Consider the following 13,819-nt stretch of genomic DNA (forward strand, 5'->3'; position numbering starts at 1 on the left):
CAGGCTGCCCAGCGGATCTACCTGTCGGCGACCCTCGGTGATGGCGGTGAACTCGAACGGGCTTTCGGTCGGCCAGCAATCACGCGAGTTGCCCTGCCGAGCACCACACCCACCCCTCGGTCAGGCCGACGATTCTTCGTCTTTCCCGAGCTGGCCGAGGTCACGGACCCCGTTGAGCTAGCCAGATCCATCGTGCTCTCGGCAGGCAAGGCACTCATCCTCGCCCCCGACACGAACACCGCGATTTCTACCGCAAGGGAACTGGCCCAGCCCGGGTGGCCCGTGCTGGGAATCGACGACGTTGAAGGCGGGATGGAGGGGTTCGCCGCCCTGCCGAACGCCGTCTGTGGGCTTGCCGCTCGCTACGACGGGCTCGACTTGCCCGGTGATCATTGCCGCGCCGTTGTGCTCGACGGCAAGCCGGATGCTGACAACCTCCAGGAACGGTTCCTCTCGCAGAACGTCCGTGCTGGCGCGGCCTTGGCTGAGCGCGTACGGACGCGCGTCGTGCAGGGCGCTGGGCGATGCACGCGGGGCCCGAACGACTGGGCTGTGGTCATTGTCATGGGCTCGGACTTGACGACCTACATGGTGCGCCCCGAAACCCGCCAGAACCTCGATCCTGAGCTACAGGCCGAGATCGAGTTCGGCATCCAGAACAGCCGGCGCACGTCGGAGGCCGAGATCCTGGGCAACGTTGGGACGTTCCTTCGCCAGGATGATTCGTGGCGGACAGACGCCGAGCCGATCATCACCGAGCTGCGTAACGGCGCGACCGTGACGCCGCCGGCAGGTAGCGAGGCGCTCGCTGCCGCGGTTAAAGATGAGGTTGAGGCGTGCGCACTCGCCGGCATGGGCGAGTGGAAGGAGGCCAGCGCGCGTGCCAACGAGGCCGCACTCAAGCTGGGCAAGGGTGGCGACACGCTGCGCGGGTACCGCTCCTTCTGGTTGTACCTGGCGGCGGTCTGGGCTGACCAAGCCGGAACCGTCACCACCGATCACACCCTGCGTCAGACCGCGCTTGCGTTCCGCGCCCAAGCAGAAGCAGCAGCGAAGCCGTCCATGTGGATCCGGGAGCTAGCCCCGTTGCCTAGCAGTCAGCCCTCGGCGCTCTCCTCGGCATCCGCGGTGGCGGTTGCGGCCGTTGCCGCCCGCCTGCAGGGCACCTCCATCCCGAAGGTGGCGGCGTTGACAGCCGAAACGCTGTCCGCCCTTCGGGAGCGCAAGCCAACCGTCTATGAACCCGCCTTGACCAAGCTCGGTTTCATGCTCGGCGCCGATGCGCAAAAGCCGCCTGGCTCTGGACGCTGCGACTCCACATGGTGTTGGGACCATCAGCTGTGGCTCGCTATCGATGCGAAGAGCGATCACGAGCCGGCCGGGCTGATTCCGCAGAAGGACATCCGTCAAGCTGGCGACCAGCTGCGTCTACTCAAGGCGGACCGCCAGGTCGCAGACATCCCGCCCGACAGCGCGACCGTGATCGTCTCTCCAAAGCCCGCCGTCGATCCCACGGGAGCAGCGGGGGCCGAACTGCACGTCCACGTGATTCACCCCGACGGTGTCCTTGCTCTTGCCGAAGCGGCAGCCCGAGCATGGGGTGCGTTGGCGTCGAAGCGCGCTGGACTTCAGGAAAGCCAGCTCCGTGAGCTGGTTGCTGACTACTTCAGCCAGGAGGGGTTGCTGCCCGAACAAGTACGCGACCGCCTGACCGCAAATCCCGTCGCCCCGCAGTGAACTGCCACGGTGCGCGGTGAAGGTACCCGTGGCGCCAGCCCGGCACTTTTAACGGGAGCCTGACAGCGCCCGGGCGAAACTCTGGTCGGTCTCCTCGTCAGACCACTCCTCGCGGCCTTCCATCTCCGCGTCGACCGGCGGCGTCTCCAAATGCTGCCGGAACTTCGCCACGTCCTTCTCCGTGCCGCCCTCCACCCACCAGGCGTAGATCACGTCCAGCAGCGACGGCAGCGGCAGGTCCAGCGGCTCCCGGCCGGTGCGCAGCAGCAGCGTCCCGTGGAACTCGGGCCAGCGTTTGACCGCCAGGGTCAGGAGGCGCTGCCCGACCCAGTAGGGCGGCCGGACCACTCCTCGCACACGTGCTGGAAGATCCCCATGGCGTCGGTGAAGTCGAAGCTGTCGTCGGTGGCTAGCAGCCGCTTGCGGAACACCGTCAGGCTCTTCGGCTCCAGCGTCTGCTCGAAGAAGTCGAGCACCGCCGCCACCTGGTCCGCCTCCGACCGGCTCGACGAGGCCGCCGCCATCAGGTATGCCAGCTGCGCGTCCTTCGGCGCCCGGCACACCATCTCCACCCCGTCCAGCTTGAAGGGCACGTCCGGCAGCTTCTTCTCGCCGTCGGACTGCTTCGCCACCTTCGCGCTGGTCGTGAACTCCCGCATCCTGCTTCCTCCCTACGAGCGGACGAGCCGGAACCCCTCCGGCACCGCTACCTCTTCCATCGCCTCGCGCAGCCACGGCTGCGCCCGCGTCCCCGGGTGGTTCACCAGGCTGGTGAACACCACCTGCCCGCCGGTCTCGAAACGCAGCATCCCGCCCGGCCGCCGGGGCCGGATCACGTGCGCCCCCGTGCCGTCGTGAACTGCCCCGGCGTACTCGACGTCGTTCTCCACGAACCCGTACACCTGGCCGCCCCGCACGCCGACGTCCTCGCGGTGCGCCGCCCGCAACCGCCCGGTGTCCACCGGGCACTTGAGCACCGCCCGGGTCCGCACCTTCCGGGTCACGCTGCGGACGAACGCCAGGACCGGCCCGGTCGGGCCGGTCAGCAGCTTGCGCACCTCGCCGGCGAACAGGTCGACGCGCGGCCGGACCACCACCGCCATCAGCGTCGCGCTCTCCGCGTCTTGCCGTCGCCGTCGGCCTCCGCCGTCGGCGCCGGCGCCGGCTGGCTGGCGTCCGGCGGCTCCAGGTCCGCGGTGGCCGCCCGCGCGGCCTCCTCACCCTCCAGCACCTCGTACCGGCCGGCGTCCACGAGCGTGGCCAGCCGCGGCCCCCACTCCACGTGCTGCACCGACCCGTCCGGCACACCCGGCATCGCCGTTAGCGCCCGCACCGTCACCTTCTGGCCCTTGCGCATCGCCCTCACTCCTCGCACACGCACACGTTGGTCATCACCGCGACCAGGACCTCCTGGCCGACGCAGCCGCCCGACGGGCCGACGCTGGACTGCTCCCCGATCCACACCGACTCGACGGCCTGCAGCTTCTGCAGCTCGCACAGCACCGTCCGGCGGATCCGGCCGGCGTCGTCGGCCAGCTCCGCCGCGCTGCGCTCGAGCTGGGCCCCGGTCGGCGGGTTGCCGGCGTCGTCGGGGCTCGGCGCGCACCGAGCGGTGCCCGCGCCCAGCTCCACCGCCCAGAACGCGCCCGGGTCGGCGCCCTCGTCGAGCGGCGTGCCGCGCCCGCCGGGGAACTCCTCCGGCAGCACCGGATACGTCCGCACGACCCGCACCCACGCCTGGCCCTCGCAGCACGAGTCGATCGCCACGTCACGGCCCGGCACCACCGCCACCACGGCGGGCGTCCCACCGAGTGCCCCGTCCAGCGCGGCGCCGATGAGCTCGCGCAGCTTCACCGCCACCGGCCAGGCCACGTCGTCGATGGGCTCCACCACGGGCTCGGTCACGACGTCCTCCTTCATCCTTGGTCCAGGTCCGGCGACCACACCACCGTGTCGCGGGGCAGCCGGTTCGGGTTCACCACCCGCAGCCACTGGTCGACCTCCGGCAGCCCGGTCATCCCGTCCCGGGCGAGCTGCGCCGGGTCGACGAACGTCTGCTGCACGCCCTGCCGCACCAGCGACTGCACCCTGCGGGGCAGCCGGCACGTCGTGTCGGCGACCATCGCCTTCGCCGCCTCGCAGGCGTACGCGCCGGCCGCGGCCTGCCCGCCGCCCGGCGCCGGGATCCCGCGCTGGTAGGTGACCGCCCACGCGCCCGGCTGGTCGTCGGCCGCCGTCAGGTCCTGCCCGGTCGGCCAGCTCCCGCCGTCGGTGCGCACCAGCCACCGGCGGTCGTAGACGGCGTACGCCTCGGCCGGCACCACCTGGCCGTCGACGAGCACCCGCACGATCGCGTGGACCGGGCCGGGCAGGTTCAGCTCCTGCCCGACCGGCCCGCACTCGCACACCCCGGCCGGGCAGCCGCAGAACGCCACGGCGACGCTGCCGTACGGCAGATCGAGCCACGACTCCCACCGCCGCCAGGCCTCGCCGCCGCCGCGCCGCACCGGCCGCACCGTCGACTCGCACACGCCGAACCGACGGCCGGACAGCGCCCACAGGACCTCGATCGCCAGGTCCGTGGCCGCCTTCCGGACCGCCTCGTCGTGCTGGTCCCAGCCCTTGCAGTACGCCGTGTTCAGCGGCCAGTCGCACGGGCCGGTCCGCGCCGGCTGCGTCACTGTCTACCTCAGACGGCCGGGGCGACGAACGACTTGAAGCGCTGCGACCCGCTGGCCGTGTGCGTGACCGTCACCAGGTAGGTGCCGGCCGCCGCGTACTGGTGGGTGGCCGTGGCCGCCATCGCCGGCCCGGCCGACGACGCCCCGTCGCCCCAATCCACCGTGTACGCGTCGTCCGGCGCGGCCGGCACGTACGTCGGCGCGAACTGCGCCGTCATGCCCGTCGGGTCGGCGGCCGCCTCCGTCACGGTGCCGTCCGGCGGCCGCACGGTCAGCCCGCACGTCGGGGCCGGCGGCGGCAGGTACGTCCAGTCGAGGTGCAGCAGGTCCTGGTCGCCCATCGGGTCCATCAGCGCCTCGATGCCGGTCTTACGCAGGTAGACGTCGTACGGCCCGACAGCCCACCCCGGGTTCTCGATCGCCTTGCCGGTCAGCGTGAAGCTCGCCGCCCCGTTCTCGATCGTGAAGTCGCCGATCTGCCCGTCGATGATCTGCGGGAGCAGGAAGTAACCGAACCTCGGCCGCTGCAACGACCCGGCCACGCACTTCTTGAGCTGCGTGCCCGACCACACCTCCAGCGCCACCGCCGAGTCGAGGTTCACCGCCGTGGTGACCCTCATGCCGGTCGCGTCGCCGTCCTCGTCGAGCACCACCGGCATCCCGGTGAACAGCGTGTACAGCTCCGGGTCGACCCGCCCGGCCGTCACCGTCACGTTGTACAGCTTGATCCGCCGGCGGGCCGGCTCGTAGACCAGGCTGTCGCCGTTGGCGTCCTTCTGGTCGATCTCCTCGCCATCGTCGACCTCGGCCGCGTACTCGACCGAGACGAAGCCCTTCGACGTGACGTGGACCGGCCATCCTCCGGCGCCCAGGATCGGGTCGCCGCACACCCCGAGCTTCGTGGCGCGGAGCATCTTCCCCTTCACCGGGGTGTCGCACACTGCGGTCATCTGGCATCCCTCAACAGCGAAGGTCCATGCCCGGCCCGCAGCCAGCGGCGAATACCCCGTCAGCGTAGCCGAGACAGGGCCCCGCCAAAGCGGAGCGGGGCCGCACCCGGCTGGGTGCGGCCCCGCTGTCTGCGGCCGTCACAGCTTGCGGCCGTCGATCACCTCCAGCGTCGCGCCGATCTCGGCGGCCTTCGCCCGGGTCCACTCCTCCATCTCGTCCCAGGCCTCACCGGTCAGCACCCACGACCCGCGCTTGTCGCCCAGCACGGTCGTCGCCAGCACCGCCGTCCGCACGTCCAGGATCGCCCCGGTCCGCTGGCACTGGATCTGCCGCTGCACCGCGTACAGCAGGACCTCCCGGTTGAGGTGCGCCTCCCGCTCTTCCTCGCTGTCGGCCATCAGCGCCCGCAGCACGTTGCTCGACATCAGTACCTCCCCGCCGGGACGGGGGCGGTCAGCCGCGCCGTGCCCTCGACGATCCGGCCCCGGCAGCCGCCGCACACCACCTCGGGCACCCCGCCCTGCGCCAGGTCGACCGGCGTCTGCACGACGCCTTTGCAGCCCTGGCACCGCAGCGGCAGCAGCCGGGGCAGCCGCATCCCCAGCAGCAGCAAGTCCCGGGGCACCAGCGTCTCCCTCGGCGTCCCGCCACGCGGCAGGATCACCAGGTTGACGCAGGTCGGGAACTCCCGCACCGACTGCACGTCGGCGATCTCGATCAGCTGCCCGAACAGCAGCACCTCGTCCCGGCGCCTCAGCTCGTCCGCCCGGATCGGCTGGCTGCCCGGTCCCCTCGTTCCAGCGGTCACGCCGCCGTCTCCTCTCGCTCCAGCCAGCAGAACCTGGCTTCCACATCGACCACCAGCTGCGCCGTCAGCTCGGCCCACACGTCGGGCGGCAGCGTCGCCAGGTGGTGCCACCGGCCGCGGTGCGCCGCGTAGACGTGCAGCGCCCCCAACCCGTGCTCCCACAGGTAGGCCCACCGCTCGTCGGCGGCCGGCGTCTCGCCGAGCTGCCCGACGAGCGCCCGGCCGCACCGCCCCTCGTAAACGCCGCGCCCGACGCCCTGCACGTACCGCCACTCGCACGGGTTGTGCTCGGTCACCTGCGCCGGCCACCCCGTGGCGGCCAGCACCGACCAGTCCCGTCGCAGCAGGACCTGCACCAGCCGCGCCGTGTTCCCCTGGAAGCGGCCGTCCCACATCGCCCGCAGCTGCGCCAGCGTCCAGCTGGGCTGGCCCTCCAGGTCGACGGGCCGGGCCCGGTACCACCGGCCGCCGCCCGGGGCGAACTGTCCCACCAACGCCCTCACCGGCCCGACTCCATGAGCCCGATGCGGGTCACGCCCCGGGCGGCCCGGCGAACCGCCTCCATGTAGCCGCGGTAGTCGGACGCCCGCCACTGCGCCGCGTAGCCCGCCTTCTGGACCTCCAGCAGGTCGAGGGTGGTCAGGCTCGGCAGCTCGTGCAGCGACCAGCACGCCCACGCCTGCCACCGCTTCGCGCCCGTCTCGGGGTACACCCCCAGGTAGACGTGCAACCGGTGGCCGCCGAACAAGTACGCCCACTCGCGGTCGCCCGCGCGGGCCTCGGCGATCCGGCCGGCCTGCGGCGGGTAGCCCTCGGAGGGCACGCCGACCATGTGGCCGGTCGGCCCGGTGCCGGGCACCGCGTACAGCCGCGACCAGTCGCACTGCAACAGCACCGTCGCCGCCCGCTCGGGGCTGTGGCCGCACAGCTCGTGCAGCAGCACCGACAGGGCCGGGACGACCATCGTCGGGCAGCCGTCGTGCTGGACGTGCCGCGCCAGGTACGTGCCGTCGGCACCCTCGGTGCCGACCAGCGCGCGTAGACCCATGGTTTACCTCCACGTGAACCGGGTCTTACTTGGACAGTTACCTTGCCGCTGTCCGGCCGCAATCGTCAATAGCGACCGGATAACAAGAGCCCGTCTAGGGGCTCCGCACCGGGGCCGGGCACGCCGCCCAGCCCCGCCTACGCAGCCACTACGCGGTCGCGTCGACCGACCAGAACTCCGTCTCGCCGTGCCACGCGACGACCGTGTGCGGCGACGGTGCACCGTCCGCCAGCCAGGCGAGCATCTTCTCCACAGTCGACTCCCGGTAGCGCCACGCGACCCGGCTGGCTGCGTACTCCTCCAGCGCCTCGCGCGTGCCGAGCACCCGGGTCGTTCCGCCGCTCCAGCTGGTGACGATCACCGTCACCGGCTGCCCGTCCGCCGGCCGCGCGTCGCACTCGTCGACCGGCTCGCCGCGCGGGCACCCCTGGGCGCACGGCCCGGAGAAGTGCTCCCCGCACTCCCGGCAGCAGTCGTTCTCGTCCAGCCAGCTGTCCGGCCGGCCGGCCGCGACCGCCGCGCGCTTGCCGGCCTGCACGATGCTCTTGCCCATCTCAACCTCCACGTGAATCGGGGCAGGGTGTACATATTCATTGTATGCGATCAGCGACCCCGCGCACATGTTTTATGTACGCATGGGCCGTGTAGCGCGTCACACGACCGGCCGGTCAGAACAGCGAGCCCTGCCGGTACACCGCGTCGGGGTCGAACGTCGACGAGGCCGGCGCGGGCGGCGGCGGGGGCGGCGGCGGGGGCTTCGGCGCCGCCCGCCGCATGTGCCGCTCCAGGTCGCTCTCCGGCGTCGGCAGGTCCAGCAGCTGCCGCACCGCGACGATCTGCATCGCCTGCCGCCACGCCGCCTGCATCTCGTCGATCGCCACCTGACGGTCCCGCAACGCCTCGTGCATCCAGGCGTCCTGCAACCCGTCGCCGCACCCGACGACCACCCGCCAGCCCAGCCCCCACAGGTGCAGGTTCACCGCGCACAGCGCCGCCGCCAGCGGGTCCAGGTCGTTGGCCCACCACTCGCACCTCGTGGGGTCGAGCCCGTTCTCCCGCATCGCCTGCGCCGCGCCGAGCAGCATCGTGCCCGTCCCGGCGCACGGCTCCAGGATCCTCGCGCCCTCGTCCGGCGCGACCATCCGGCCCAGCAGCAGCGTCACGCTCTCCGGCGTCAGGAACTGCCCGATGCCCTTGCGCCCGCCGTGGCTCTTCATCTGCTGCAACAGCATCCCGAGCAGGTCGGTGTCGCCCCAGCCGTCCGGCCCCCGCCGGCCGAACACGCCGCGCCGCAGCGCCGCCTGGCCGACCGCGTGCACCGCCCGCTGCGTCGTCTCGTCCGGCTCCTCGTCGATCCAGTACCACAGGTGCTTCGTCCGCGGGCTCAGGTCCGGCCGCAGCGCCGCGAACTCGCACCACAGCCGCTGCACCAGCAGCCAGAAGCCCTCGTGGTCCAGGCGCTCCGCCGCCTCCCCCAGCCGGTCGAGCTGGTCGGGGTCCGGCGCTTCCCGGGCCACCAGCGCCAGGGCGGCCACCACGCTCATCGGCACCTCGATCCGCGAGCCGCCGTACCGGCTGTGCCACGCCTCGTCGACCGCCTCCGCGATCGCCCGCGCGTGCTCCCTCGGGTCGCTGGGCACGGCGTTCGCGCGCCGCGCCATCGTCGTCGTCATGCTCTTCCTCCACGTGGACGCCGCCGGCTTCCCGCCGGCGGAAACGAGAGCGCCCCCGCAGCCGCTTGGGCTGCGGGGGCGCTCAGGTCGCTCAGAACGACTGGCGGTACACCTCGTGCGTGTAGCAGTGCCAGTAGAACTCCTGGTTGTCGAACCCCAGGCAGTCGAAGTGCTCGTCCGCCTTGGCCGGCGGCACCTTCGTCAGCTCGGCGGCCGGCAGGTACCACCGGGTCTCGTCCGGGTCGACCACCACCACGCTGACGCCCTTCACCTGGTCGACCAGGCCGCGGTGCTCCACCCCGTCCCACGTCCAGGTCACCACGTCGCGCTCGGCCAGTTCCGGCGCCGGCTTCGGCCGCGCCGCCTTCACGCTCTCGGCGAAGACCGCCAGGGCCTCCCGCCGCTCGGCCACCTTCATCAGCGCCGCGTCGACCGCCGCCGCCTTGTCGCTCACGGCGGCCAGCAGGTCGCCGCGCACCGCCGCGCGCAGGTCGCCCGCCTTCGCGGCGACCACCGCGTCCTCGGTCGCCCCGGTGAGCTCGGCGGCGTGCCGCTCCAGCTCCCGCTCGGCCTCGGCCACCCGCACCGCCAGCTGCCCGACCAGACCCCACCGGACGGCACCCTCGGCCTCTACGCCGAACTCCACGACCAGCTCCTGAACCCGCTTCTCCATCTCTCGGCCCTCCTGTAGGGGTAGCGCGGTGCGTACATATTCATTGTAGGCGAATGGCAGGCATGCGTACAATTTTTATGTACGCCTCGGGTCGTGTAGCGGATTACACAACGAGCACCGCCCCGCCTGGCACGGGAAAGAAACCAGGCAGGGCGGTGCGGTCCCGAGACGTGGGTACCGGTCAGCTGCTCCGCGAGGTGCGAGACGACCGGGACGCCTTCGTCGACGGCTGGGAGGAACCGTCCGTCGACGAGCCGTCCGCCCCGGACCCGTCGGCCCCGGCGTCAGCCGACGTGCTCTGCGTCTCGACGAGCTGCCGGCCGTCGCCGGACCCCAGCGCCTTCTGCGCCAGGTCGTCGGGCACGTCGAACGCGATCCCGAGGGGCCCGTCCGTCGTGGTCCGCACGTCGTCGTGCCGCTCGGCGCCAGCGGCGTCGAGCAGCTGCTTCGCGAGGTTCTGGGCGTCCTCGCGGTCCTTCGGGTAGATCAGCGGCATGTCTCCTCCTACGCCGGCATGCCCGGCAGCTTGACCTTCACCGCCGCCACCGCGCAGCTCCACCCCACCGTGTAGAACCGCTCGGCGACCGCGAACACCTCGTTGTCTGTGCGGTCCAGGGCCTCCGGCAGCTTCGGCAGGAACACCGCCGACCGCCGCACCATCACCGGCCCCGTCGCGTACAGCCACGCCTCATCCGGGCCCGGCGCCGCGCCGCCCGGCCCGACGCCGGTCGTCTGCGCGAACACCAGCGGGTTGCCCAGCGGGGCCACCTGCCGGGGACCCTCGATCCGCGTCAGGCCCTTCCCCGCGAACCATCCGGCCGTCCACCGGGGAGCCCACACCGCACCAAGCACACCCGACTTGTCGCCGATGTGCGCCTCCAGCAGGCCCACGCCCTTCTCCAGCGGCACCGGCGCCGCTGCCGAGCCGGCCAGCACCTGCGTGTCGGCCTCAGCCAGGAACACGTCGTTGCCGCCCTCGCCGGTCCAGACGTAGTGCTCCAACGACTGCTGCTCCACCGCGCCCATCGCCCGGCGAGCCCGGTCGAGCAGGTCGTCCCGGGCGACCGACCGGCCGGTCAGACCGGCGTACAGCCGGATCACGCCGGCCCGCACGCTCGGCACCCCGTCCGGCAGCGCCATCGGCGCCCGGGCCGGGTCCGATGCCGCCGCGGCGCTCGTCGGCGCGGGCGCGTCGACGCACTGCGGCTCCCACTCCACACCGGCCTGGAACTCGCGCTGGTCGGCCGGGTCGACCACGGCCGCCGCCGAGAACAGCCCGAACCGGTACGGCGTCGTCGCCGGGGCGTCCACATACACCAAGGGCTGCGTCACCCGTCATCTCCTCCGTGGCGGGGGGGGCCGCGCCCCAGCCGGGCGCGGCCCCGTCAAACGGGTAGCTCAGACCGCGGAGCAGTCGAAGGCGACGGTCGACCCGGTGACGCCGGTCGGGCACAGCGGCACCGACACCTTGTAGGACACGAAGCACCGCTTCACCAGCAGCGTCGCCTGCTCGGTGAACAGCGCGATGTACTCGTTGTCCTTCAGCTTCGTCGAGTCGTAGACCGCCGACAGGTCGATGATCGGCTTCGAGCCCTTCACCCACGTGCCCGGCGCGTAGATCAGCAGGTCCGCGGTGCCCGGCCACTGGCCCGGGGCCGCGCTGCCGCCGAAGCCGTTACCGCCCGCGTCGGCGTACCCGTCCTGCCAGTCGTAGACGAACTGCGGCCGCAGGTGCCGCCGGGTGAACCACGCCGTGATCTGCTCGTCGGTCACGTCGAGGTAGTTCACCCCGGCCCGGCGGCTCATGTCCGCCCGGATCCAGTCGATCAGCCACAGCGGCGCCACGCACTCCAGCAGTTGCCGGCGGCTCAGCCGGTACCGGTACCGGTAGTCAGTCGCCGCGAGGGAGATCGCGCCGAGCAGCGCGGTAGTCGTCTCGTCGCCGTCGACGTCGCCACCGAGGGTCAGCGCGAACTGCGTCGACTGGCCCGGGGCGGTGGCCATCCGCTGAATCAGCCGGGCGTTGATCTTGCGCTCATGGGCGGTCAGCGCCCGCCGCACCACGTCCCGGGTCAGCTCCGGCCACACCGCGTTCTGCACGATGTCCTGCTCGATCTGCACCCCGTCCACCTCGAGGCGCGTCTCGGCCCAGTTCACCGTCGGCACCCGGTACGAGGACTTGTCCACGCCCGCGGTGCTGTCGGCCTCGGTCTGCACGAAGCCGATCCCCGAATACAGGTCCCGGAAGTCCAGGTTGGCCGGCACCTTGATACCGCCGCCGCGCGGGATCGTGATGCCCGGCAGGTCCAGCAGGCCCTCGGTCGTCTCCAGGCCCTCGCACAGCTCCCACAGCGTCTCTGACGGGGCGCCCCACCCGCCGGCCGCGACGAGGTTGCCGCCCGACAGCCGCGACTCCGACGCGGCCAGCTCCACCAGCTCCATGTCGGTCAGGCCCCGGCCCCCGGCGACGAGCGCCTGGTCGACGGGCAGCTCCACCCGGGCCACGTTCTGCTTGATGCGGGTCGCGACGCCCACCCCGCGCGGGAAGCCGGCGAACTTGTCGTCGAACGCCGACGCGACCTCCGACACCGAGGAGAACACGTGCCCGTGCGGCACGTTCGGCACGTCGGCCGCCGCCTTGATGACCGCCGACTTACCGGCGCTGGTCACCTTCGGCTTCGGCTGACGGCGGGCCGCCCGGCGCGCCAGCGACGCGACGACCGGCGTGGGCTGCTGCTGCGCCGGCTCCTCGACCGGCGGCTCCTCGGCCGGCTCCTCCTCGGCCGGCTCTTCCTCGGCTTCGCCGCCGTCGCCCTCGTCACCATCGCCATCGCCGCCCTCCGGAGCGCCGTGCACCGTCGCGGTCAGGTCGTCCAGCTCGGAGGCGACCTGCTCGGCCGCCTGCTCGATCCGCGCCTGCTCGGTACGCACCGACTGGACGAACTTGGCCAGCTCCCGCAGCCGGGCGAGGCCATCGGCGTCCAAGGCCGTGTCGTCTCGCAGGGCGTCGAACGCCGCGCCGGCCCGGTTCTCCAGCTCGGTCAGCGCATCCAGGTCGAGCCCGTCCAGGCTCGAAGGGATCTGAAAGTCCACCGTCGGCTCCTCAGCACGGTAGGGATCTCATCCCCGACCGGCCCGCAGCCAGCATCGGCAGTACCGGCACAGCGTAACGCAGCGGCGAGCTGGTTCCGATCAAGCCCGCGACGGTCTATCGAGATCGACTGACGACCGTTGCGTTCCGGGAGGCGGTGCGGTGCGGGACTGCATCGCCGCCCCTTCACCTCCGCGCCCGCGCTGATCGCCGCCGCCCGTACGGACGTCGGCGATCTCCGCCCGGGTCCTCACGCCGACCTCGCAGACTTCTCGGCGCCCACTGACGTGACGTACGTGGCCAGCTCCCGCATCTGGGCCAGGCCCGCGACACCCAGGTTCCGAACCCGCAGAAGGCGTTGACGACCGCCACCGCCTCGTCTCTAGGTACACCTAGCGCTCCCGGGCTGAGGTTCAGTTCAGGCAGTTTGCCGCTGGGCCGTCGACACCGGACCCTGCCCGCTGTCCGCAGTGGAGCTGCGATCGGGGACAGCCGTCGCCGACTTGCAGGGGTAGCGCTCCTCAGCCTCCCGACCGAGGCGCAGTTACCTTCGGTAACCATGAGCCAGCCGCAGCTTCAGATAGGCACCGTTAGGCCGCCCCGATCAGAAGCTACATCGTTAATCGGAGTGGCAAGGGGAAGCGGGGAGCGGGCACACCGGCACGTGGCACAAGCGGGATTCCTTATGAGACGCTGTCCACGGCGAAAACGCCGATCCAATCCACCGGTTCGGACAGACACTCCGACGTACTTCGGGAGGCCCCGCTTGGCACTGCCTAACACTCCGCCCGAGCCCCAGGAACCCAACTCTAGGGACGGCGACGACGAGGCGCTGATCACCTTGAGCTTCGCATCTGCGCTGGTAGAGCTGCTTAACAACCTCAGCGAGGTGCCCACGGACAAGGCCCCCACCCTGGTGGGGGTGGGGGCCTTGGCTGCGGCCGGGATTTTGATCATGCTCTGGCGGGAGCACAACGATCGCTAATTCCAGCCCAACTTCCAACTAGTTCTAGTTCTTTCCCAAGGGGCCGCTCGGAAGAGCGGCCCCTTGGATCTTTTATATCACAAGAGCTTTGAGAAAAATAGAGGGCAAGATTCTCCAGCCCTAGTTCAAATACCACATGGAAGACCACTCATTTCCTTTGAATTCCCGAACC

At 71.5% G+C, this 13,819-nt stretch carries 18 protein-coding genes; 1 reads left to right on the forward strand and 17 read right to left on the reverse strand.

Annotated features, from left to right (window positions below; genetic code table 11):
* Positions 1-1,737, forward strand: a 1,737-nt coding sequence (locus tag ACL02O_RS30780) for a helicase C-terminal domain-containing protein (RefSeq protein ID WP_412821683.1), incomplete at its 5' end; no start/stop codon positions are given.
* Positions 1,738-1,785: 48 nt separating this feature from the next.
* Here the strand turns inward: ACL02O_RS30780 and ACL02O_RS30785 are convergent.
* The 17 genes from ACL02O_RS30785 to ACL02O_RS30865 all read right to left on the reverse strand — a co-directional run bounded on the left by ACL02O_RS30785 (position 1,786) and on the right by ACL02O_RS30865 (position 12,664).
* Positions 1,786-2,085: a hypothetical protein gene (locus tag ACL02O_RS30785; protein WP_412821684.1), complete on the reverse strand. Its 300-nt coding sequence runs from the start codon at positions 2,083-2,085 to the stop codon at positions 1,786-1,788.
* The gene (locus ACL02O_RS30790; RefSeq protein ID WP_412821685.1) at positions 2,046-2,396 is read right to left on the reverse strand and encodes a hypothetical protein; all 351 of its coding nucleotides are present in this window, start codon (positions 2,394-2,396) and stop codon (positions 2,046-2,048) included. Before ACL02O_RS30790 ends, ACL02O_RS30785 begins: the two co-directional genes overlap by 40 nt.
* Before the next feature lie 12 nt (positions 2,397-2,408).
* Entirely contained in the window at positions 2,409-2,840 is a 432-nt protein-coding gene (locus ACL02O_RS30795) for a hypothetical protein (protein WP_412821686.1), read from the reverse strand.
* Positions 2,840-3,094: a hypothetical protein gene (locus ACL02O_RS30800; protein ID WP_412821687.1), complete on the reverse strand. Its 255-nt coding sequence runs from the start codon at positions 3,092-3,094 to the stop codon at positions 2,840-2,842. Before ACL02O_RS30800 ends, ACL02O_RS30795 begins: the two co-directional genes overlap by 1 nt.
* Positions 3,095-3,099: 5 nt before the next feature.
* Positions 3,100-3,642 (reverse strand): hypothetical protein, encoded by a 543-nt coding sequence (locus ACL02O_RS30805; RefSeq protein WP_412821688.1) that lies wholly within the window; start codon positions 3,640-3,642, stop codon positions 3,100-3,102.
* Between the two features lie 11 nt (positions 3,643-3,653).
* The gene (locus ACL02O_RS30810) at positions 3,654-4,418 is read right to left on the reverse strand and encodes a hypothetical protein (protein ID WP_412821689.1); all 765 of its coding nucleotides are present in this window, start codon (positions 4,416-4,418) and stop codon (positions 3,654-3,656) included.
* A gap of 8 nt (positions 4,419-4,426) precedes the next feature.
* Positions 4,427-5,368 carry a PKD domain-containing protein gene (locus tag ACL02O_RS30815; protein ID WP_412821690.1) on the reverse strand — a complete coding sequence of 314 codons (942 nt, stop codon included), beginning with the start codon at positions 5,366-5,368 and terminating at the stop codon, positions 4,427-4,429.
* Between the two features lie 138 nt (positions 5,369-5,506).
* Positions 5,507-5,794, reverse strand: a complete 288-nt coding sequence (locus tag ACL02O_RS30820; RefSeq protein ID WP_412821691.1) for a hypothetical protein — start codon at positions 5,792-5,794, stop codon at positions 5,507-5,509.
* On the reverse strand, positions 5,794-6,177 hold the full coding sequence (locus tag ACL02O_RS30825; protein WP_412821692.1) for a hypothetical protein: 384 nt from the start codon (positions 6,175-6,177) through the stop codon (positions 5,794-5,796). Before ACL02O_RS30825 ends, ACL02O_RS30820 begins: the two co-directional genes overlap by 1 nt.
* Positions 6,174-6,680, reverse strand: coding sequence for a hypothetical protein (locus ACL02O_RS30830; protein ID WP_412821693.1), 507 nt, complete (start codon positions 6,678-6,680; stop codon positions 6,174-6,176). The genes ACL02O_RS30825 and ACL02O_RS30830 overlap by 4 nt, the downstream gene beginning before the upstream one ends.
* Positions 6,677-7,225 carry a hypothetical protein gene (locus ACL02O_RS30835; protein ID WP_412821694.1) on the reverse strand — a complete coding sequence of 183 codons (549 nt, stop codon included), beginning with the start codon at positions 7,223-7,225 and terminating at the stop codon, positions 6,677-6,679. The genes ACL02O_RS30830 and ACL02O_RS30835 overlap by 4 nt, the downstream gene beginning before the upstream one ends.
* Before the next feature lie 148 nt (positions 7,226-7,373).
* Entirely contained in the window at positions 7,374-7,778 is a 405-nt protein-coding gene (locus tag ACL02O_RS30840) for a hypothetical protein (protein ID WP_412821695.1), read from the reverse strand.
* 115 nt (positions 7,779-7,893) lie between these two features.
* Positions 7,894-8,898 (reverse strand): N-6 DNA methylase, encoded by a 1,005-nt coding sequence (locus tag ACL02O_RS30845; protein WP_412821696.1) that lies wholly within the window; start codon positions 8,896-8,898, stop codon positions 7,894-7,896.
* A 91-nt stretch (positions 8,899-8,989) separates the two neighbouring features.
* Positions 8,990-9,571, reverse strand: a complete 582-nt coding sequence (locus tag ACL02O_RS30850) for a hypothetical protein (protein WP_412821697.1) — start codon at positions 9,569-9,571, stop codon at positions 8,990-8,992.
* A 181-nt stretch (positions 9,572-9,752) separates the two neighbouring features.
* Positions 9,753-10,067, reverse strand: a complete 315-nt coding sequence (locus tag ACL02O_RS30855; protein ID WP_412821698.1) for a hypothetical protein — start codon at positions 10,065-10,067, stop codon at positions 9,753-9,755.
* An 8-nt stretch (positions 10,068-10,075) separates the two neighbouring features.
* Positions 10,076-10,903, reverse strand: coding sequence for a hypothetical protein (locus ACL02O_RS30860; protein ID WP_412821699.1), 828 nt, complete (start codon positions 10,901-10,903; stop codon positions 10,076-10,078).
* A gap of 66 nt (positions 10,904-10,969) precedes the next feature.
* Positions 10,970-12,664, reverse strand: coding sequence for a major capsid protein (locus ACL02O_RS30865; RefSeq protein WP_412821700.1), 1,695 nt, complete (start codon positions 12,662-12,664; stop codon positions 10,970-10,972).
* Positions 12,665-13,819: the final 1,155 nt, after the last annotated feature.

Source organism: Micromonospora mangrovicola, from assembly GCF_047200535.1.
GTDB lineage: Bacteria > Actinomycetota > Actinomycetes > Mycobacteriales > Micromonosporaceae > Micromonospora.

Coding starts and splice junctions, on each gene's coding strand:
- ACL02O_RS30840 (WP_412821695.1), bottom strand. CDS start 7,778: ATGGGCAAGAGCATCGTGCAGGCCGGCAAGCGCGCGGCGGTCGCGGCC.
- ACL02O_RS30855 (WP_412821698.1), bottom strand. CDS start 10,067: ATGCCGCTGATCTACCCGAAGGACCGCGAGGACGCCCAGAACCTCGCG.
- ACL02O_RS30815 (WP_412821690.1), bottom strand. CDS start 5,368: ATGACCGCAGTGTGCGACACCCCGGTGAAGGGGAAGATGCTCCGCGCC.
- ACL02O_RS30845 (WP_412821696.1), bottom strand. CDS start 8,898: ATGACGACGACGATGGCGCGGCGCGCGAACGCCGTGCCCAGCGACCCG.
- ACL02O_RS30835 (WP_412821694.1), bottom strand. CDS start 7,225: ATGGGTCTACGCGCGCTGGTCGGCACCGAGGGTGCCGACGGCACGTAC.
- ACL02O_RS30850 (WP_412821697.1), bottom strand. CDS start 9,571: ATGGAGAAGCGGGTTCAGGAGCTGGTCGTGGAGTTCGGCGTAGAGGCC.
- ACL02O_RS30795 (WP_412821686.1), bottom strand. CDS start 2,840: ATGGCGGTGGTGGTCCGGCCGCGCGTCGACCTGTTCGCCGGCGAGGTG.
- ACL02O_RS30790 (WP_412821685.1), bottom strand. CDS start 2,396: ATGCGGGAGTTCACGACCAGCGCGAAGGTGGCGAAGCAGTCCGACGGC.
- ACL02O_RS30800 (WP_412821687.1), bottom strand. CDS start 3,094: ATGCGCAAGGGCCAGAAGGTGACGGTGCGGGCGCTAACGGCGATGCCG.
- ACL02O_RS30820 (WP_412821691.1), bottom strand. CDS start 5,794: ATGTCGAGCAACGTGCTGCGGGCGCTGATGGCCGACAGCGAGGAAGAG.